This window comes from Pseudarthrobacter sp. Pseusp20 (genome assembly GCF_059492155.1).
In genome coordinates, this window is record NZ_CP168521.1 from 2,187,279 (window position 1) to 2,206,189 (window position 18,911).

General features: G+C 61.1%; 14 protein-coding genes and 2 pseudogenes. 10 read left to right on the plus strand and 6 right to left on the minus strand.

Features of this window, described 5'->3' with window-relative positions; all coding sequences use genetic code 11:
- The first annotated feature begins 4 nt into the window (after nucleotides 1-4).
- Together dapE and ACEN9K_RS10145 are read left to right on the plus strand one after the other, a co-directional pair.
- A complete protein-coding gene (dapE, locus tag ACEN9K_RS10140) occupies nucleotides 5-1,084 on the plus strand; it encodes a succinyl-diaminopimelate desuccinylase (RefSeq protein ID WP_495635644.1) in 1,080 nt (359 codons plus the stop codon).
- Nucleotides 1,085-1,150: 66 nt separating this feature from the next.
- A complete protein-coding gene (locus ACEN9K_RS10145) occupies nucleotides 1,151-2,188 on the plus strand; it encodes a LysR family transcriptional regulator (protein ID WP_495635645.1) in 1,038 nt (345 codons plus the stop codon).
- A gap of 137 nt (nucleotides 2,189-2,325) precedes the next feature.
- On the opposite strand, the gene ACEN9K_RS10150 is transcribed toward ACEN9K_RS10145, so the two are convergent.
- The 4 genes from ACEN9K_RS10150 to ACEN9K_RS10165 all read right to left on the minus strand — a co-directional run bounded on the left by ACEN9K_RS10150 (nucleotide 2,326) and on the right by ACEN9K_RS10165 (nucleotide 6,542).
- Nucleotides 2,326-3,078: an aspartate/glutamate racemase family protein gene (locus ACEN9K_RS10150; RefSeq protein WP_495635646.1), complete on the minus strand. Its 753-nt coding sequence runs from the start codon at nucleotides 3,076-3,078 to the stop codon at nucleotides 2,326-2,328.
- 220 nt (nucleotides 3,079-3,298) lie between these two features.
- Nucleotides 3,299-4,390 (minus strand): threonine aldolase family protein, encoded by a 1,092-nt coding sequence (locus tag ACEN9K_RS10155; RefSeq protein ID WP_495635647.1) that lies wholly within the window; start codon nucleotides 4,388-4,390, stop codon nucleotides 3,299-3,301.
- A complete protein-coding gene (locus tag ACEN9K_RS10160) occupies nucleotides 4,387-5,148 on the minus strand; it encodes an SDR family NAD(P)-dependent oxidoreductase (RefSeq protein WP_495635648.1) in 762 nt (253 codons plus the stop codon). The genes ACEN9K_RS10155 and ACEN9K_RS10160 overlap by 4 nt, the downstream gene beginning before the upstream one ends.
- On the minus strand, nucleotides 5,145-6,542 hold the full coding sequence (locus ACEN9K_RS10165; RefSeq protein ID WP_495635649.1) for a DUF6421 family protein: 1,398 nt from the start codon (nucleotides 6,540-6,542) through the stop codon (nucleotides 5,145-5,147). Before ACEN9K_RS10165 ends, ACEN9K_RS10160 begins: the two co-directional genes overlap by 4 nt.
- 667 nt (nucleotides 6,543-7,209) lie before the next feature.
- Between ACEN9K_RS10165 and ACEN9K_RS10170 the strand changes: the two genes are divergently transcribed.
- The 3 genes and pseudogenes from ACEN9K_RS10170 (at nucleotide 7,210) to ACEN9K_RS10180 (ending at nucleotide 11,840) form a co-directional block, all read left to right on the plus strand.
- A complete protein-coding gene (locus tag ACEN9K_RS10170) occupies nucleotides 7,210-8,529 on the plus strand; it encodes an MFS transporter (RefSeq protein ID WP_495635650.1) in 1,320 nt (439 codons plus the stop codon).
- A gap of 7 nt (nucleotides 8,530-8,536) precedes the next feature.
- The gene (locus tag ACEN9K_RS10175) at nucleotides 8,537-9,250 is read left to right on the plus strand and encodes an aspartate/glutamate racemase family protein (protein ID WP_495635651.1); all 714 of its coding nucleotides are present in this window, start codon (nucleotides 8,537-8,539) and stop codon (nucleotides 9,248-9,250) included.
- A gap of 433 nt (nucleotides 9,251-9,683) precedes the next feature.
- Nucleotides 9,684-11,840, plus strand: a pseudogene (locus ACEN9K_RS10180) (amylo-alpha-1,6-glucosidase).
- Between the two features lie 152 nt (nucleotides 11,841-11,992).
- On the opposite strand, the gene ACEN9K_RS10185 reads toward ACEN9K_RS10180, so the two are convergent.
- Both ACEN9K_RS10185 and ACEN9K_RS10190 read right to left on the minus strand, forming a co-directional pair.
- On the minus strand, nucleotides 11,993-12,268 hold the full coding sequence (locus ACEN9K_RS10185) for a hypothetical protein (RefSeq protein WP_495635652.1): 276 nt from the start codon (nucleotides 12,266-12,268) through the stop codon (nucleotides 11,993-11,995).
- A gap of 569 nt (nucleotides 12,269-12,837) precedes the next feature.
- A pseudogene (locus tag ACEN9K_RS10190) lies at nucleotides 12,838-13,302 on the minus strand (transposase); the annotation flags it as partial.
- Between ACEN9K_RS10190 and ACEN9K_RS10195 the strand changes: the two are divergent.
- From ACEN9K_RS10195 to ACEN9K_RS10215, 5 genes are all read left to right on the plus strand, one after another.
- Entirely contained in the window at nucleotides 13,301-13,618 is a 318-nt protein-coding gene (locus ACEN9K_RS10195; RefSeq protein ID WP_495635653.1) for a hypothetical protein, read from the plus strand. The pseudogene ACEN9K_RS10190 and the gene ACEN9K_RS10195 overlap by 2 nt on opposite strands.
- A 693-nt stretch (nucleotides 13,619-14,311) precedes the next feature.
- The gene (locus ACEN9K_RS10200; protein WP_109864358.1) at nucleotides 14,312-14,599 is read left to right on the plus strand and encodes a hypothetical protein; all 288 of its coding nucleotides are present in this window, start codon (nucleotides 14,312-14,314) and stop codon (nucleotides 14,597-14,599) included.
- Nucleotides 14,600-14,911: 312 nt separating this feature from the next.
- Nucleotides 14,912-15,973 carry a type IV secretion system protein gene (locus ACEN9K_RS10205; protein ID WP_495635698.1) on the plus strand — a complete coding sequence of 354 codons (1,062 nt, stop codon included), beginning with the start codon at nucleotides 14,912-14,914 and terminating at the stop codon, nucleotides 15,971-15,973.
- Complete coding sequence (locus tag ACEN9K_RS10210) at nucleotides 15,966-17,465, plus strand: SCO6880 family protein (protein ID WP_495635654.1); 1,500 nt, start codon at nucleotides 15,966-15,968, stop codon at nucleotides 17,463-17,465. The genes ACEN9K_RS10205 and ACEN9K_RS10210 overlap by 8 nt, the downstream gene beginning before the upstream one ends.
- Nucleotides 17,466-17,692: 227 nt before the next feature.
- Complete coding sequence (locus tag ACEN9K_RS10215) at nucleotides 17,693-18,907, plus strand: putative type IV secretion/conjugal transfer ATPase (protein WP_133247125.1); 1,215 nt, start codon at nucleotides 17,693-17,695, stop codon at nucleotides 18,905-18,907.
- Nucleotides 18,908-18,911 lie beyond the last annotated feature (4 nt).

Sequence of the window (18,911 nt, forward strand, 5' to 3'; positions counted from 1 at the left end):
TCGCATGACTAAATTCCTGGACCTGAACAAAGATGTGGCAGCACTGACCGCTGATCTCATCGATATCCCCAGTGTTTCCGGCTACGAAAAGACCATCGCGGATGTCATCGAAGAGTCATTGAAGAGGCAGCCGCACCTGAACGTCACCCGCTTGGGCGATACGATCGTGGCCCGGACAGAGCTAGGGCGATCAGAGCGAATCCTGTTGGCAGGACATCTCGACACTGTTCCGCTTCCCAATGCTGTTGAGGCACGTGGATCCGTTCCGAGCCGATGGCTGGGGGAGACCCTCTACGGACGAGGCGCCACGGATATGAAGGGCGGAGTCGCGGTTCAGCTTGCCTTGGCTCAGTCCCTGACGCTGCCGGCCAAGGACCTCACATTTGTCTTCTACGATCATGAGGAAGTGGAGGCATTCAAGAGTGGCCTCCTAAGGGTCGCCACACAGGCACGGAACCTGCTGGATGCAGACCTGGCGGTGCTCCTGGAGCCGACCAACGGCTTGGTAGAGGCTGGATGCAACGGGACCCTCCGTCTGCGGGCCGCGTGCGAAGGAACGGCCGCACACTCAGCCCGGGCGTGGATGGGTGACAATGCCATCCATAAGCTCGCTGGCGTGCTCGCGGTTCTGCGTGACTACGAGCCGGCCTCTGTTTACGTGGACGGCTTGGAATACCGGGAAGGGCTGAACGCAGTCGGTCTAGGCGGAGGAATCGCCGGCAATGTCATCCCCGATGCGGCGTACGTGGACATCAACTACAGGTTTGCGCCCGACAAGACCGTGGCCCAGGCCGAAGATCACGTCCGACAGCTGCTCAGTGAATACCACCTAGTCCGCACGGACGCTGCGGCCGGAGCCAGACCAGGGTTGGACAACTCAGCAGTCCGAAGCCTCATCGCGGCCGTAGGCGGCTCACCCCAGCCGAAATACGGCTGGACTGACGTGGCCCGATTCGCTCAACTGGGTATCCCGGCCGTCAACTTTGGCCCGGGGGATGCCCTATTGGCGCACACTGATGACGAACATGTTCTCGCATCCGACGTCAGGAAATGCCTGGGAGCGTTGCTGGACTGGCTCACCTAGCAGGCTGCTGCCCGAATAGAATAAGGACGCCCCGCTGGCCATGCCGGGTCAGATCAAGGAGAAGACATGCGGTTGGTCAAGGGAAACCTCAACATCATCAACCTGCGAACCCTGCAGATGGTCATAAGCACCGGTTCGCATACTGCCGCTGCCAAGAAACTGGGCTACACGACCTCTGCTGTATCCCAGCAGATAGCCGCGTTGGAAAAAGCCCTTGGCGTGGACCTCTTCGAACGGGGACCTAGGAGCCTCTGGCCTACGCCTGCCGGACTTGCGATGAGCGCGCACGCAGATGCCATCCTCCGACAGGTGGCCCGGGCAGAGGACGAGATGCAGGGATTTGCCTCCGGGTCCCAGGGAAGCCTTCGCATCGGCGCTTCCGGGACGGCGGCGGCCCAGCTTGTGCCCAGGGCCCTGTCACGGCTTTCCATGCGCTACGCTGCGGCCAGCATCTCAGTGGACGACATCAGCCTGCAAAAGGGACTTGCCAACTCGGTTCTAGAGGGCCTGACTGACTTGGGCGTCATCTATGAATACGCCAAGGTGCCGATCCCGCGTCCCGAAGGCCTCGTCCTCCAACCAATTCTCGACGAGGAACTCGTAGTCATCAGTGCTGCCCATTCAGCCGGCAAAACGGGTGACAAAGTCCCGCTTGAGGATTTCGCCGAGGAGAACTGGATCACTAATGAGGCGGGATCCGCCGGTGCCGAGAACTTCGTTGAAATGTGCCACCTTGCCGGCTTTGAGCCAAACATCGGGTTCCACAGCAACGATTTCGACGTGATCCGAGGGCTGGTCAAGGAAACCATCGGCATTGCGCTCGTACCGGCTCTGGCTTTGGGCATCGATCGGGGCATCGCCTTCCACCGGCTGCTCGACCCGCCCCGGCGGACGATCCACGTCGCTCACCGTATCTCGGACGTTAATCCTCTGCTTGGGGTGACCATCGCCGCGCTGCGCGACGCAGCAGAGGACTTCATCGATTGGACCAAGGACGCTTTTGAGGTCCATCTGGATAACCCCGTTGCATCCATAGTTAGCGATGAGCCCCCAGGGCCAGTTACGGTCGAGCCCTCGACCGGGAGCGGCAGCACAGAGCCATAGCGGTTCAGACGAGTGCGGACGTGACCTATGGCGGGGTTCGACAACCCTGCAGCCGACATCCCGGAATTTCATGGGTGTGTAAGCCGAAGCGCACCCGTTGGACGTAGAGCCCGACGGGTGCGCTTTCCGTCCGTGATCTAGTCCAGACGAACGGGGAAGGATTGCCCGACGGTCGCGAGATAGTTCTGCATGACTAGGGTGTAGATGTCGTACACGGGTAGGCCCGATGCTTCCCTGATCGCGGCGCTGAACGGAACGAAATTGGTGCATTCCAGGACGATCGCGCCGGTGTCCGGGCGCCGCTTGACCAGGTCCTGTGCTGCCTGAACCATTTCCGAACGGAGCACCTGCACATCTGCTTCCCGGCCGCCGTCGATGAACACTGTCGGAAAGACGGCGTTTGGTTCGAGGGCGTTCACGTGGACCTCGAACTGATCCGAGCCCCAACCTGTGGCCCTGAAGTGCTGCTCGGTGAGGTTGGGTCGCTCCGTCAGACTGCCTACACTGCTGGACGGTCCCAGCATCTGGGACACCAGTGGGACCTGCAGGAGAGCAGAAGTAAGCACCGGCACGGACACCGCTTCGGCGAGTTCCCGCTGAAAAGCGGCGAGGAACCCGCAGCTTGTTGCTATGGCACGGACGCCCTCTGACTCGAGCTCCTTTGCCGCCAGGATGAACGGCTCCAGAAGCGCCGGGTCAGGACTTTCACCCATGATCCGATCAGCCCGCGCTCCTCTTACGATCTTGTATTGCACGGGGAAAGGCCAGGTGAGTGCATTGCCGATGTCGCCGGCGAGCCGTGGAAAAACTGTGTCCAGCATGAGCACACCCAGTGCCTGGCCATATACCGTCCGTCCACCGCTAATTATCGTTGTCATGATGACAATCATCGGATTCAGCTCGAACCCCGCCAAGGCCAGGACCGACAGAGATGCTGTAAGACCCCTCCTGTTCCCGCACATCTGCAGTCTTGACGCGTTCGCCAGTCAGCACTCTCGGTTCTAATTGACATGCCTTGAAATGGTTTAGCTGGGGGACTTCATCATCGGTTGGGTGAGGACATCTTTTTGACGTACGTCCCGGCATTGATGAAGTCCCCACTGACCGGGCTCAGAGTCTTCCGGCAGTCTCCAGGGGGAACGAGGTTCTGACTTCGAGGACTGCGTCCTTGACTGCGGACACCAGTCCGTCGACGTCTTCGTTGGTGGTGTCGAAGGAGCACATCCACCGCACTTCGCCGCTTGCTCTGTCCCAGTCGTAGAACCGGAAGGCACGGCGAACAATATCCGCTGCTTCGGACGGCAGGGACGCGAAGACTCCATTGGACTGCGTTTCCCGGGTGACACGGACACCGTCGATGGCCTCGACGCCTCTCCGCAGACGTGAGGCCATTTCATTTGCATGGGCCGCCGAGCGCAGCCAGAGATCTGATTCCAGCAGTGCAATCAATTGGGCCGAGACGAAACGCATCTTTGACGCGAGTTGCATGTCCATCTTGCGGAGATGCTTCATGCCGTCCCCGACCTCAGGGTCCAGAACGACTACGGCTTCCCCGTACAGGAGTCCGTTCTTGGTTCCCCCGAAGGAGAGGATGTCCACGCCGGCGTCGGTTGTGAAGGCCTTGAACGGGACGCCCAGGTGCGCGGCTGCGTTCGCGAGCCGGGCGCCATCCATGTGAAGCTTCATTCCGCGGGAGTGCACGTGCTCTGCGATGCGGCGAACCTCCTCAGGGGTGTAGCAGGTTCCGACCTCTGTGGTCTGGGTGATGGAGACGGCCAGCGGCTGGGCCCTGTGTTCGTCTCCCCAGCCCCAGGCTTCCTTGTCGATCAGCTCCGGTGTCAGCTTGCCGTCCGGCGTTGGAACAGGAAGAAGCTTGATACCGGCCACCCGTTCGGGCGCTGCGTTCTCGTCGGTGTTGATGTGGGCTGTGTCGGCACAAACCACGGCACCCCACCGCGGGAGCAGCGTCTGCAGTGACAGCACGTTCGCGCCGGTGCCGTTGAAGACGGGGAACGCGGCCGCAGAAGGTCCGAAGTGACCCTTCATAACCTCCTGCAGCCGCTCCGTGTACTCGTCCTCGCCGTATGCCACGACGTGTCCTGCGTTGGCGGTGCTGATGGCCTCGATAATCTCCGGGTGTGCTCCAGCGTAGTTATCGGACGCAAACCCCCTTGTCGCGGGGTCGTGGAGGGGGCCAGTCATAGCTTGGCCCCGGCGAGAGCGTCAGGAGCCTGCGCCTTCGATGAAGTGCCCAAGCGGATCCGCCTGCCATTCAACTCTCCAGCGTCTCTTCCGAAGATGTCGAGGACGGCCTCGGCGAGCACATCGACGTGGGTGAAGCCGGGGAACTTGCGTTCAGGTTGGGCCGCACGCATACGCTCATCCAGCAGGGCCTTGACCACAAACACCAGGGCCGCCGACGTAAGCGGATCTGTTGAGTCCTTCTCGAACCCATCGGCAACCGCCAGTGTCCACGCTTCAGCCGCAGACTTAACGGCTGCGTAGGCGGCGTTATCGGCGGTGGGGCTGGCCACTGACTCGGCTGAGACAATCGCGAACCGGCCTTCCGGAGATGCGTCCAGGTCGTCGATGAACGCCCTGCTGGTGTTCCTCAAGGTGGTCATGATCCCGGTGTGCAGGAATTCCCAGTCGTCATCTGACTGACCTTTGATGCCCTGTCCGCCCCGCCAACCTCCAACGAGGTGGATCAGTCCGTCCACGGGACCAATCTCGGCACGGACGGAGGCAGCAAGTTCGTTCACTGAATCCATGTCCGCCAGATTGCAGGTGTAGCCAGTGACGTTGTCATGAGCGGCCGCCAGCTCGCGCACCCGGTCCTCCAGAATGTCAACGGCTGCCACACTGGCACCAGCCTGTGAGAGTGCGCTGACAACTGCCGCTCCGGCAGCACTTGTTGAGCCGGCGACAACGACGGTCAGCCCTGCCACTTTGCCTGTCATTCCGAGACCTCGTCCCCGAATTTGGCGGAGGCTTCCCCGGTGATCCCGGCTGTCGACTCGATGACGGCCCGCATCTTCTTTTCAAGGGCCTCATAGAACATTGACAGCGGGAATTCATCATCGAGAACCTGGTCGGTGAGGCCCCGCGGAGGTCCATCGAGCGGGAGGGCTTCCGGACCCTTGGCCCACACTGAGGCCGGGTTGGGTGTGAGGGTTTCGGAGATCAGGTCGTAAGCCGCCAGCCAGTGCGCCGTCTTGGGACGGTCGATGGAGCGCCAGTAGAGTTCCTCCACGCGCAGCGCGAGCTCGACGACGACTCCTGCGACGTCCTTCCAGTCGATGCTGAGCTTCCCGTCGGTCCAGTGAAGAACCCTGTGCTGGTGCATCCAGGCGAAGAGCAGCTGCCCGCCCAGCGCGTCGTAGTTGCGGACGCGGCTGCCGGTGATGGCGAACCGGAAGATCCGGTCGAAAATGACGGCGTACTGGACGAGTTTGGCGTGCTTGCGGGCCTCCTCAGAAGCCGTCTCGTCTTTTTCGATGAGAACGGATTCCTTGAACGCGGTGAGGTCGCACCGCAGTTCTTCCAGTGAGTACAGGAAGAACGGCATGCGCTGCTTGATCATGAAGGGGTCAAAGGGCAGGTCGCCGCGCATGTGGGTGCGGTCGTGGATAAGGTCCCACATGACGAACGTTTCCTGGCACAGCTTCTGGTCCTCGATAAGCTCGGCCGCGTCATCAGGGAGTTCCAGGGACGTGATGTCCGCCGCGGCTTTGAGGACCCGCCGGAAGCGTGCAGCTTCGCGGTCGGCGAAGATGGCTCCCCAGGTGAATTTCGGCGTGGACCGGACAGCGACGCTCTCGGGGAAGAGCACGGCAGAGTTGGTGTCGTAGCCCGGAGTGAAATCCCAGAAGTGAACCGGTACGAAAAGCTTGTTCGAGTACTTGTTCTCCAGTTCATCGATGAACTCGGGCCAAATAACGTCAATAAGCACGGCCTCCACGAAACGGTTGGTGCTGCCGTTTTGCGTGTACATGGGGAACACCACCAGGTGGGGCAGACCGTCGATACGCCATTGCTGGGGCTGGAAGGCGAGCAGTGAGTCCAGGAAATCAGGCTCGCCCAGGCCGGCGGACTGCCATTTCTGAAAGTCTTGGACTACGTGGTCCAGGTATTCGTTGTCGTGCGGCAGGTGTGGCTGGATCTGCTGGATCGAGGAAATGATGTTGTCAATGTCTGCGTGGGCGCGGACGTGGTTCGCGCTGTCCGGGACAGAACCGTCCTTGACCTGAAGCTGCTGCAAGTCAATGACTGCCTCCTTCAGGTTCTTCCATGCAGGCAGGGACCTGATGTCTGCAGCCAGGAGCTGCACTTCCTCTTGCGCTTTCAATGACATTACTTATGTCCTTCCAGTGGGTGGGTGCCACGAGACTACAAAGGCATCTAACGTTGGCGACAGAGCAGAAGTAGTGGCGTTTCTGATGCTGCGTTTAGCAAACTTTTCTCTGCTCAGATTGAATTGGAGGGTAAGGATCCTCGTACCAAAGAAATTTGCCGCTCGTCACAGAAAGACCTGCGGCTCGCAGTCCTCATGAAAAGGCCTGCAGACGCACTGGGGCCGGTAGCTTTTGCCAACCCGGCTGCAGCCGCGGCGTCTCCCAGAAGAACTGGGCGCTGGGATTGGACGGCTGATCTGAGCTACAGATCCACTGACGCTTCGTCTAGTCATCCTTAAGGTCGACATGTTCTTTGACTGTTGTGCGTGTGAGTACTATCACTGGCAGCAGATATTCTTGCGGCCTTTTCGGTCCGTTGGAACCAGCGATTCATCCCCCGATTATGAGTGGCTGTCCATGGCACAGAAAGGCAGGTTCAGTCTTGCTGAAACTGGTGTCTAGCGCTCCTGACGCTTTACTTGTTGCCTGGCCCAGCCACCCGTGGTGATCTGGATCATAGGCACACAGCTTCCCAGCGACGACGAGCTCAGATCAGACCTCTCAAAAGAAGTCACCGAGACAACCGACCGATTTATTCCCCATGCTTCTCCACCCTGAAGGGATTCAATGATGTCAGCAACTACAGAGCGAGGTGCCGTACCACCCACGATTGACCGAAAGACGGTCATGCAGGTGGCTCGTGCCAGCTTCACTGGCACGGCAATCGAATGGTACGACTATTTCCTGTATGGGAGTGCAGCAGCTCTTGTCTTCCCTCACATATTCTTCTCCGGGTTGGGCGACACTGCTGCGCTGCTGGCTTCCTTCGCGACCTTCGGCGTCGCATTCCTATTCCGCCCTCTTGGCGGAATTATCTTCGGCCATTTCGGCGACAAGATGAGCCGTAAGCAGGCCCTCGTCATCACCTTGCTGATAATGGGAGTTGGCACCTTCGCAATCGGACTCCTCCCGACAACGGGCCAGGTTGGCGTGCTCGCGCCGATACTTCTGATCATTCTGCGGTTGGTCCAAGGCCTCGGTCTGGGCGGCGAGTGGGGCGGGGCAGCTCTTATGGTCGTGGAACACGCACCAGCAGAAAAGAGGGGAATTTACGGGGTGGCTTGCCAGCTCGGTGTGCCGGCCGGGCAGCTCACCTCCGCTGGCATTCTGGCGATCATGGCGCTCTTGCCGAATGATCAGTTCCTGAGCTGGGGCTGGCGCATTCCGTTCCTGTTCAGTGGCGCCCTCGTCCTTGTCGGCCTTTACATCCGGGCCAAGGTCCCCGAGTCTCCGAAGTTTCTGGCGATCAAGGCCGCGAATAAGCAGCCCAAGCTGCCGATCTCGGAAGTCTTCAAACACGCCAAGAAAACCACTCTGCTGCTTATCTTTGTTCAGGCAGCTTCCACCATCGGTTACTACCTCTTTACTGTCTATTCGCTGTCCTACGTCAGCGGCCAGCTGAAGCTCCCTCAGTCTTGGGCGCTTACCGGGGTTCTCGTGGGTGCAGGCACACTCCTGATCGCCATGCCGCTGTACGCCAAGCTGTCTGACAGAATCGGACGCCGGCCGGTTTACTTTGCGGGAACACTATTCATCGCTCTCTACGCTGTGCCCTTCTTCTGGCTCCTCGACACTCGAAACCCTGCAGTTATCATCACAGCCATCGCCGCAGCTATTGTCTTCGGTTATGGGCCCACTGGGGCATTGCACGGTCCGCTGTATGCTGAGCAGTATCCGACGCGCTACCGGTACACGGGAGCGTCGGTCGCTTATCAGTTCTCAAGCATGGTCGCCGGTGCGCCGGCAGCACTCGTTGCAGGTGCCCTCGTGGCAGCTACCGGGACGACAATGGCCGTCTCCTGGTACGTCATCGGGGCAGGCTTCATCTCACTGCTCTGCGTGCTGTTCCTGAAAGAAACCTATCGCGCCGACCTAACAAAGGAGTAAGTGTCGCGTGACCGCCTCAGAAATAGGCATTGTGATGCTGGAGAACCGGATTCCCCGCCCCATCGGGGACGTCGGCAACCCGGCCAGCTTCCCCTTCCCGGTCACTCTGGCTGTGTGCAAAGGAGCTAGCACAGACCAAGTCCTGGAACACGCCGCAGAGGGACTTCTTCCATCAATCACGGAGACTGCCAAGTCCTTACAGAATGAGGGGGCGGCCGCGGTGACCACGTGCTGCGGCTTCCTGGCCATCCACCAACAAGAGTTGGCTGCCGCTCTGCAGGTGCCGGTCGCAACATCGAGCCTGCTTCAGGTACCTATGGTTCTACAACTGCTGCAACCGCATCAGTCTGTTGGCATCATCACCGCGAACGGGAAGACGTTAGGTCAGGACCATCTCAGTGCAGTCGGCATCGGGCCGGAACTGCAAAAGCGTGTTCACGTGATCGGCATCGAAAGCACCAACCACCTCTACCAGGTGCTCACGTCGGACGGTGGAAAGCTTGATCAGAGCGTGGCACAAGACGAAGTTGTCGCAGTCGCGCAGGAAGCTCTCTCGAATCAGCCGGAAATTGGCGCCTTTGTGCTGGAATGCACCAACTTGCCACCGTATTCCCAGGCTATAAAAGCCGCAACCGGAAAGCCTGTCTGGGATGCGCTGAGCCTTATCCGGTGGCTGCAGTTCGGCGCCACAGGTTCCGGACCAGCTCTTCCTCCTGAATAACGAATCAGCCATAGCCGGGTTCGGCGGTGCCGCTTTCGCAAGCGACACCGCCGAATTTCGTTTTAATACTGGAGTTTCTTACCTTGGGGCACCGTCACGTCGTCGTACGCCGTCTTGCCGGATTCCCGACTTCGGCCGGTCCAAAGAGTCTGGACTTTCACAGTGGAGCAACCCATTAGGTACGGCGCGGGAGGACACTTTGTGCCGGCCGCCTTGAGGGCCGCCGGCCGGGTGCGGATCCACGCCAGCAGCGCGTGTTCCGGGGGACCGGATGATGAAGACCTTCTGGGGAACGCCGATGCACTTGCAGGCTTTTCCTCTGGTCCAGGGGGTCAGACAGGCGTAGCGTCAACTTGAGCAGTAGCCGTCGCGGAAATCAGGTCCTGTAGCATCCAGCTGCCGACCTCTACCGATCCGTTGAAGGAGCCAGAGAATGGCCGGATGGAACGCAGATACAGCAGCCGGGCCACTGGGTGAAGGAACGGTCACGCTGGTCGAGGGCTCATCCTTTTGTATCTCGCAGCCCAACGGCGACATTCATCCGGATCTGCCACATGGCGTCTTCTTCCAGGACACCCGCATCCTGTCCCGCTGGAGCCTCACGATCAACGGCCAGCCAGTGGAGCCACTTGCGGCGGAGACGAAGGAACCCTATCGGCCGCTGTTTGCCGGACGTGTGCCCCGGTCGGTCGGCTATGCCGACAGCCCGCTGCTCGTGGAACGACAACGGGAGGTCGGCGCCGGCATCGTCGAAAGAGTAACAGTCAGCAACTATTCGTTGAATCCTGCCGAATGCCTGGTCCGTCTCGATGTGGAAGCGGACTTCGCGGACCTGTTCGAGGTGAAGGAAGCCCGTGTAAACCATCGATGGGACGAGGTGCGGCAGTCGGAGGCAGGATCCCTGACAATCCGTTCCACATGGCAGGACATTCAAAACAGCGTCGTCGTAACTGCCGATGGAGTCGAGTCCCCGTCAGAAGAGCTTGTGTTTGACTTCGTTATTCCCGCGAAAGGGGACCGAAGCATCCGCTTCACTGTCGTACCGAGCATCAACGGCAAGACCCCCTTCTGTGCCGTTCCTGCATCATCCTGCCGGTGAAGCCTCTCCGCACGATGTTCGGCAACAGGAGTGGATGGCCAAGATACCTGTCGTCCAAATGAGGAACCGATCTGTCGAGCGGACTTTGCGACGCAGCTACGACGACTTGGGTGCCCTCCGCATCGAGGACCCCGATCATCCGGAGAGAGTGGTAGTCGCGGCGGGCGCACCCTGGTTCATGACCCTATTCGGCCGGGACTCGTTGTGGGCTTCGGAGATGGATCTGCCAGTGGACCCGTCCCTGGCATTGGGAACTCTCCGGACTCTGGCTGAGCGCCAGGGCAGCGTAGTGGATCCGCTGACCGAGGAAGAGCCGGGCAAGATCCTGCATAAGGTGAGGTTTGGTGTTTCCAGCGGACTCGCCCTGAGCGGCAAAAACACCTACTACGGAAGCGCTGACGCTACCCCGCTTTTCGTCAACGTCCTGGGAGCAGTAAGCCGCTGGGGCTTTGCCAGGAAGACGATCGCAGCCCTGCTGCCCCACGCCGACCGCGCCTTGGAATGGATTCGGGATTACGGCGATAAAGATGGTGACGGTTTCGTCGAATACAAGCGTCTCAACGCTCAGGGCCTGATCAACCAGGGCTGGAAGGATTCCTGGGGTGGGATCAACTTCGCCGACGGGACCCTCGCGGAAGCACCGATCGCGCTCTGCGAAGTGCATGCATACGCCTACAGCGCGTACATGTCCCGGGCATGGATGGCCCATGATGCAGGCAACAGGGCGCTTGCTGCTGAGCTTGAGGAAGGTGCTGCCCGGCTGAAGCAACGGTTCAACGAGCAGTTCTGGCTGCCCAACAAGGGCTATTATGCCGTCGCCCTCGACAAGGACAAGCGACCTGTCGACGCCTGCACGTCCAAGATGCGGCAATGTCTCTGGTACGGAATCGTGGACGAGGACAAGGTGACCGTTGTAGCCGAGCGGCTGATGTCCCCGGAAATGTTCAGCGGCTGGGGAGTCCGGACCTTGGCGAGCAACATGGTTCCTACAACCCGGCCAGCTACCACAACGGTTCCGTCTGGCCCCACGATAATGCGGTCATAGTGGCAGACCTCATGCGCTTCGGGCTCGTCAGCGAGGCTCAACGGATCGCGACCGCGCTTTTGGAAGCCGCAGAATACTCCGACGGCCGCCTCCCGGAACTTTTCTGCGGCTTTGACCGCGCCAAATTTGGACAGCCTGTGCCTTACCCGACGGCGTGCTCCCCGCAGGCCTGGGCGGCCACAACGCCCATCTTTCTGGTGACAAGTTTGTTGCGCTATGACGTCTACGTGTCCCAGCGCGGCCTCTGGCTTGACCCTGTCCTCCCGGAATCCTTCGGTGACCTGCATATCACCAACGCGCCAACAGAAGCCGGCCTGGTAACCATCGACGAGGCAGGCACAAACGCCTCAGTCCACGGCTTGCCAGAGCAAATGACCTTCCACAGAGGGCACAGGCTTTGGATGACAGAACTCATGGAACAAGTAAAACTCCACCCCGAGACATAACTGCTCCCGCTGGTAGCCTCCGATCCACCGGAACCCGCAGTCGTTGACCGTGAATCCTGCTGCGCTGGCCGGGATCACGACAAAAGTCGTCCCGGCGCTCTTCGTTCCCCTTAGTCGGCGCGGGTGGAGTTTTGGCGCCCTATACATACGGTCTAGCGTTTGCGGCCCATGATGCGTTCGATGGCCTCTGCCTCGCGTTGCGCGTGCCGTTCCGGGTCGATGCGCGCTGCACTGGTGCTGGCTCCCAGTAATTGGCTGTAACTGGTGCGGTTCCTGTATTGCCTGAGGGCGTCCCTCCGCCGCTCCACGGGCGTCGCCGGCTGTCTGGACGTCCGCCGGGCCAGCGCTTCCCGATGAGCCTTGAGTTGTGCCACCCGGGCCGGTTCCGGCTTGTCCCCAATGAATTCAGCAATTCGGGGTGGAGGCACGAGGGATCCTGCGCCGGACAGCCTCCACTCCGACAGCGGGGCGGATGCGTAGTAGGTGGGAGACGCGTAATGCTGTTTCATCGTGCGGTGGCGCGGTCATGGCTGTTTTCTTCAACGGGGCGATACAGAACGCCGTGAGGGGGTTCCGCCGGATCGGGCCGATCAACGCAGACTCGGGCTGCTGGCCGATCGATGGGTCGCTGGTAGTTCCGCGTGACATCCTTGGCACCCTTTGAGTCCGAACCGGTTGATGTCGCTTGCCAGCGTGGTGGGACCACCGTGCTGCCACGCGCATAGGACCACCTCGAGGTGGGGATCAAGCGGGGTCGCAACACGTCGACGGTAAGAAAAACTGGTGCCCCCGGTGCCGCGCCGGGGGTCCGGTTTCGAGGCCCGGGCCTCAGATGTGCATGTCGCACTCCGGCTCTGCTGAGACTCCCACTCTCCAGAGCATCCCGTCCGCATGTCCGCGAGTCAGACCTCCATCGTGTGCAAGAGGCCGCTGTCCGGATCGACTTCGATCTCCTGGTTCCTGCGGCCGCAGAAGAGCGCGTGCCGCGAGTCCCATAGTGTGGCGGCATCCCACCAGGCGCTTCGAGGAGGCTGCGTGTGAGGTAGTGGGTGAAGTGGCCGAAGCCCAGAGCGATCCCGCGGAGGTGCTCGAGGCGACCGTTGATCGCTTCGACCGTACCGTTCGATGCGCCTCCACGCTTGTAGACCGCCGGCACCTGAGCCCGTCCGGGCCACAGCGTCCTGCCCACCCGGGCAAGCTCTTCAAGCCTTTCCGGCAGGCCCTTGCGCAACGGCTCATTCACTTTCTGCATGCCACGCTTGCTGGTCCACCCATCGGTATGCTGAAAGGCGTCGATGGCGTCCTGGTACGCCAGGTAAGTGACGTCCAAAGCAATGTGAGCATCATGGTCGGCCCGCAGGCGTTCCAGCCAGGCGGAGCCCGGCCGGGGGCATCCTGACGGTCTCAAGTCGAGAGTCGTCACAGCCGAGTGACAGTCCCAAAAGCAAGGAGAAGCATCCATGAACAAGAACGAGCTGGCCCAGTTTGGCCTCGACACGGGTGGCCTTACGCCGGACGCCGACTACGTCCCGAACCCCTTCACCGCCGATGACGGTGTGCACGTCGACCTCGTGTACCGCGCGTACCTGCAGCTCGAGCAGATCAACGCGCTGGGCGGTATCCGCCTGCTCGGCGGCTCGCGCGAGCGGCTGGAGGACATCTATGGCGGACTTGAGGACGGCATGGATCTGATAACGGCGGTGGCGCGCTACGGCGACGATGAGCAGCAGCATCGCGCCCAGCAGCACATCGCGGCAGGGAAGATCAGCGGCTCCTGACAGGCCTCGACGGAACCCCGACAGCCCAGGCTGTCGGGGTTCTTTCTTTTCGTCATACAGACCGAGCTGGCGAGAACCCCTGGATTTGCCAAGGCCCGGCAAGCGTCGCGCGGACGTCAACTGAACCAGGCGAGCGTTGATCAGGCGGGCTCACACTGGTGGTCGGCTCTTAGATATGTGCCCTAGTGTTCATGTGGTGTTCGCACCGTTCTGCCTGATAATGCAAGGACCGCAGCACCGTCCGCTCACAATGTTATTCGCATTCCTCCGGGAGCAGGCAAGACTATTCACGATCAGTGTGTGGCGACGAACTTCACCACCATCGATGCTGCGGCGTGGTGATCAAGTCGACCGGGGCGCATGCCGACCCTCACCTCGTTACCCAACGTCCGTTAGTCAGACAACTCGCTGACGTCTCTGCGAGATCGACATCGCCCCCGGTCATGCTCGGCCCGGTCGACTTAATCGCCACGCCAGGAACCATTGGACGCCGAGAATTTCGCCTGAACAGGGGAAAAACGGGCCTGAGTGACCCATCTCCTACCTCAACAACGGGGCGGGTCATTGCACGTCTGGTCGTCACGCCGCTCGAAGGGCGTGCTCGATGTTCAGGTCATGTCGCTGACCACTGCTCCTTCCATGGACGTGTGAGCTCATCTGCTCACTTCATGGAATACGACGGACGGAGCACCCATGTTTTTGGCAGCGGTAGACCCGGGGATCACGCCGAATGCGAGTTTCCCCTTCCTCGAATCGCTCAAACAAATTGGCGGCGGCATCCTGGTCGGCGCTTTCATCATCATCGCCATCGTGGCGATCATCGGCGCAGCCCTGCTGCTGGCCGGGAAGCTGAGCCAATCGTCGCGCCTGGCTTCCAGCGGAGGCGTGATCCTCCTCTGGACAGGCCCCGTGGCTGCCATCCTTGGCGGCATCAACGGCTACATCCTTTGGTCGCAGACCGCATTCCCTCTCGGGTTCTAGGTCATGCCCGTTGAGTGCGATCTCAATGGATGGTGGCCGCCCGGATGCGGCTTGGTGTCGCAGGCAAACGATAACGCCCTCGGCGCGGTCACGTCACTGTTCGCAAACATTCTGCAGAACATGGCGTCGTGGCTGTGGGCCTTCATCACGGGTGCTTTCACTGTGTCGAACGTCGACGACTCCCAATGGGTGTCGATCGAAGGACTGACGAGCTGGTGGGTGGTTGTAATGCTGACTCCGCTCGCCGTCGTCATGATTCTGCAACTGCTCTCCGGGCTGATTAGCCAGCAACCGAGACGCATTGGAAGGGCGATGGTAGGTGGCGCCCTCGCGATCCCGTTGGTGGGCGCCGCCGTGTGCCTCGTCCGTCAGCTGACGAGGGCAACAGATCTAGCGTCTGCCGCTCTGCTTCAGACAATTGGCTCTGATCCCTATCTCGTCTTTATGCGGCTCTTCGGCTTTGAACGAGCGCCGCAGGGAAGTGGCCGGGAATGGAACCTGGTTTCACTGGCTCCCGGAAACACCGGCGGCCCGGCGGGCGCGGCCGTGGTGACCATGATGGCCGTCGTGGTCGTCTGGATACTCGCCTTCATTCTGATGTGCTCGATGATCTTCCGCTCGTTCGCCCTCGTTGTCCTCGCCGCCGTCGCCCCCGTGGCCCTCATGCTGCTGCCTTGGGACAAGACAAAATCCTGGGCTCGTCGCTGGTGTGAGGTCGTTATCGCGTTGGTTGTGGCCAAGCCCTTGGCTGCAACAGTCTTGGCCGTCGCCGTAAAGCTCTTTGCCGATTCCAAGTCCTTCGCGGGCTTGGCAGCCGGAACCGTAGGCATGGCCCTCGCATGTGGGGCACCCATGATGGCCCTGCGCCTCGTGAGCTTCGCTGGAGGGGAACTGGCTGCAGCCGCTCAAACGGCTGGCGGTGGCCACGTTCTGTCGCGAAGCACCAGTGTTGCGGCCCGGCAAATCAGTAGGCAGGCAGGCGGCCGACTGACTCTCGCGAACATGGTGAGTCGTTCCGCCATGACACGGCCCATCAGTTCGAGCCGTAACGTCTTCCCGACACAGGTGTCAGCACCTCCTGTGCCCGCCGGGTTGACCTCACCGGACCCCGATGGAGGACAGAGAGCCTTGAAGACAGGATCGTCAACCGGATCACCGGATGCACCCCAGTCCGCTGAACCCAGGGGGTTCGTGCGTGCAAGTCCGCCAAGCCAAGGCGGCGCCGCTCCAGCGCCAGCCCGGCAGAGCACACCTACCGAACCGGGACCGCGAGCGCGGCCTCCCGCTCACACGCCAGGCCAGTCGAGCCCGCAGCCTCCGAAACCCCAGCCAGCAAGAATTGATCCTCCGAAGGGAGGCACCCCCCATGTCTGAAGACGGGCGTGCGTTGGAAGCCGTCAAATTCCCAAGGTACGAACGCCGCGGTTTCTTCCTCGGGCTCAAGTGGTACCAATTGCTCATTGTGGCCGGGGGAGTCACGGTAGCCATCGTTGCCTCTGCGAGCCACGGTCCAGTCGGTCTATTCACCACTGGACCCATGTGGCTCGCGCTGATACTGCTCGGAATACTGCAGTACTCCCGTGTCCCATATCCGGTCTGGGCACAACAGATCGCGACGTTCTTTTACCGCGCAGCTGCGGGCCAGACGAGGTTTCTCGTAAAGCCTGAAGCTCCACGCCTCGCCGGCCGACTTGCCCTTCCGGGCGGGTTGGGCACTCTGGAGATTCGAACTACCGCCCATGGGAAATGCTTCCTGGTCGATGGCCACGGCAAGGAAGCAATCGCGGTGCTCCGATGCAGTACGCGTTCGTTCGCTCTCTTGGATGCTGACGATAAAGCGTGGGCAGTCCAGGCCTGGTCACGGGTTCAGGCCGGCATGGCCCAGCGGCAAAGCATTGCCCGCATCGCCATTCAGGACTACACCGTGCCCTACCCGTCATCGGCACTCTGGGAGTTTTACAGGGAAAATGCCCTGCCGGCTCGGGACAACAAGGAAGCCGCTGGGTGGGGCCATCGTGCATACGAGGACTTACTGGGGGCCGCCAGCTCGGCTATGAGCCATGAGCTGGTCGTCGCGGTTGTCCTGGACACGAGTAAGGCGCGACGGCGGATCAGGGAGTCGGGCGGGGGCGTCACCGGCCTTGAACACGTCCTGCGGCTCGAAGTCGATGCGATACGAACGTCGCTGGGTACTCACAACGTCAAGGTCGAGGAATGGTTCGGCGAGGCGGGGTTGCTTGCCACCATTCGCGGCGCTTTCGATCCTGCCCTTTTGCCCGCCGGCAAAGCGATGGCCGCGACAGCTTCGGCGTCGAGTGCACCAGCAGCAGAGTCTACGGATGAGCTCATGAGGCAAGGCCCGATGGGCGTAGAGGAGCACTGGACCTACCTGCGGACAGATGCCGGCTTCCACCAGACCTTTTGGATTGCTGAATGGCCGCGGCAGAAAGTCTTCCCGGGCTTCCTCCACCCTCTGATCTATGTGGGCGAATTCCGCCACACCTTCACCGAGGTTATTCGGGCGGTACCGACCGCTGAAGCTCTGCGCGACATCCGTTCAGCCCAGGAAGCCCACGAGACCCGTCGCCGTATCAATGCCCGCTTCGACAGGCCGCTCACGCGTGAGCAAAGGGCCGAGGAAGAAGAAGTGACACAGAGGGAGGAAGAGATTGTCGCCGGCCACGGTGACGTCCGTCCGGCCTCTTATATGACCGTCACAGCGACCTCACTGGAGGACTTGGCACGACACCGCCAGGAGCTTGAGTCCGCGGCAGCGGGAGCTTTCGTTGAGCTGCGGCTTCTCTACGGACAGCAATGGGCGGCTTTCGTTGCGAGCGCCTTGCCCTTGGGAAGAGGACTGCGATGAACAAGACGAATGGCAGCTTCGAGTACCTTCCGTCGGGGGTAAGTCGGGGGGATCAGAAAGCACGACGGCGGTCCGCACCTTGGGCGTCCAAGCGGGCGAGTGCTCCGTCGGAGGATGAACAGCCGGGACTTCAGAAGCTTCGCTTCACGGGAGATTGGGGGAGCAAGGAGCCGAACTCGCTCCGGGGCCCACACCGGTTGCGTCCGGCGCCGCACCGCGCCTCGACCATGACATTCGCGGCCGCCTACCCGTTCCTCACAGAGTCCGGGCTGGGGCATGAAGGCACCTACATCGGAACCGATGTCTTCGGGTCAGGAGCCTTCTCCTACGATCCCTGGATCCTTTACGACAAAGGGATCATCAGCGGCCCATCCATCGTCGTTATCGGAACCGTCGGCACAGGCAAGTCGATGTGCGGCAAGTCGCTCGTCGCGCGGTCCATCACATTGGGCAGGAAAGCCGCCGTCGCCTCCGATCCCAAGGGTGAGTGGGTTGCCGTCGCCAAAGCTGTAGGCGGAAAGGTCATTTCCGTCGGACCAGGCCGTCCCGCACGAGTAAATCCACTGGACGCCGGGCCACGGTCAAGCGCCCTCACTGAAGCACAGTGGCAGGCTGTCGTTCGCCAGCGGCGCCGGTATCTCCTGGTGGCACTTGTCTCCCTCATGCGTCAAGGAATGCCGCTCCGACCCGTCGAGCACACGGCCTTGGATATCGCCCTCATGGAAACAATGGCGGAAAACTCCAACCCCACGCTGCCCATGGTGCTTGACCATTTGCTGCGACCGTCGAAGGAGATGGTGGCTCTCGTCGGGGTCGAGGGCGGAACCGCCGTCAGCCATTCCCTTAGACGCACGGTGTCCGGTGATCTAGAGGGCATGTTTGATGCTCCGTCCACCGTAGCCTTCGACGCGGACGCCCCAATGATGGTGATGGACACTTCGGCGCTCATTGGGGCTTCGGAGCAAGCCCTGTCGTTAGCGGCCGCTTGCGGCGCTACCTGGCTGGAGGCGGCGATCACCAATCCCGACGGCGGCAAGCGCCTTGTCGTCTACGACGAAGGTTGGCGGATGCTCGCTGATCCTTACATGCTGGCGAAGATGAGCGAACAGTGGCGTTTGGCCAGAACTTACGGCATCGCCAACCTGCTGATCATGCATAAAGTCGCTGACCTCAACGAGATCGGTGACAGCACCAGCGGACATCGGCAGAAAGCCCTGGGTCTCCTCACCGAAGCGGACACCAGGATCATCTACCGCCAGAAGCACGACGCAATGCGGCTTACCAAGGAAGCGCTGGGCCTTACCGAAGCCGAGTGCGAGCACGTTGAGAATCTTCCGAAGGGCGTCGGTCTCTGGAAGGTCGGCAACCGCTCCTTCATCGTTGCCAACCGGGTGACAACGGACGAGTTGGACGTTTTCGGGACTGACGGCAGGATGCTGTGAGACA

Bases quoted from the DNA above. Each gene is read 5' to 3' on its own strand.
- dapE (WP_495635644.1), top strand. From the start codon at position 5: ATGACTAAATTCCTGGACCTGAACAAAGATGTGGCAGCACTGACCGCT.
- ACEN9K_RS10145 (WP_495635645.1), top strand. From the start codon at position 1,151: ATGCGGTTGGTCAAGGGAAACCTCAACATCATCAACCTGCGAACCCTG.
- ACEN9K_RS10150 (WP_495635646.1), bottom strand. From the start codon at position 3,078: ATGATTGTCATCATGACAACGATAATTAGCGGTGGACGGACGGTATAT.
- ACEN9K_RS10155 (WP_495635647.1), bottom strand. From the start codon at position 4,390: ATGACTGGCCCCCTCCACGACCCCGCGACAAGGGGGTTTGCGTCCGAT.
- ACEN9K_RS10160 (WP_495635648.1), bottom strand. From the start codon at position 5,148: ATGACAGGCAAAGTGGCAGGGCTGACCGTCGTTGTCGCCGGCTCAACA.
- ACEN9K_RS10165 (WP_495635649.1), bottom strand. From the start codon at position 6,542: ATGTCATTGAAAGCGCAAGAGGAAGTGCAGCTCCTGGCTGCAGACATC.
- ACEN9K_RS10170 (WP_495635650.1), top strand. From the start codon at position 7,210: ATGATGTCAGCAACTACAGAGCGAGGTGCCGTACCACCCACGATTGAC.
- ACEN9K_RS10195 (WP_495635653.1), top strand. From the start codon at position 13,301: ATGAACAAGAACGAGCTGGCCCAGTTTGGCCTCGACACGGGTGGCCTT.
- ACEN9K_RS10200 (WP_109864358.1), top strand. From the start codon at position 14,312: ATGTTTTTGGCAGCGGTAGACCCGGGGATCACGCCGAATGCGAGTTTC.
- ACEN9K_RS10205 (WP_495635698.1), top strand. From the start codon at position 14,912: ATGGTAGGTGGCGCCCTCGCGATCCCGTTGGTGGGCGCCGCCGTGTGC.
- ACEN9K_RS10210 (WP_495635654.1), top strand. From the start codon at position 15,966: ATGTCTGAAGACGGGCGTGCGTTGGAAGCCGTCAAATTCCCAAGGTAC.
- ACEN9K_RS10215 (WP_133247125.1), top strand. From the start codon at position 17,693: ATGACATTCGCGGCCGCCTACCCGTTCCTCACAGAGTCCGGGCTGGGG.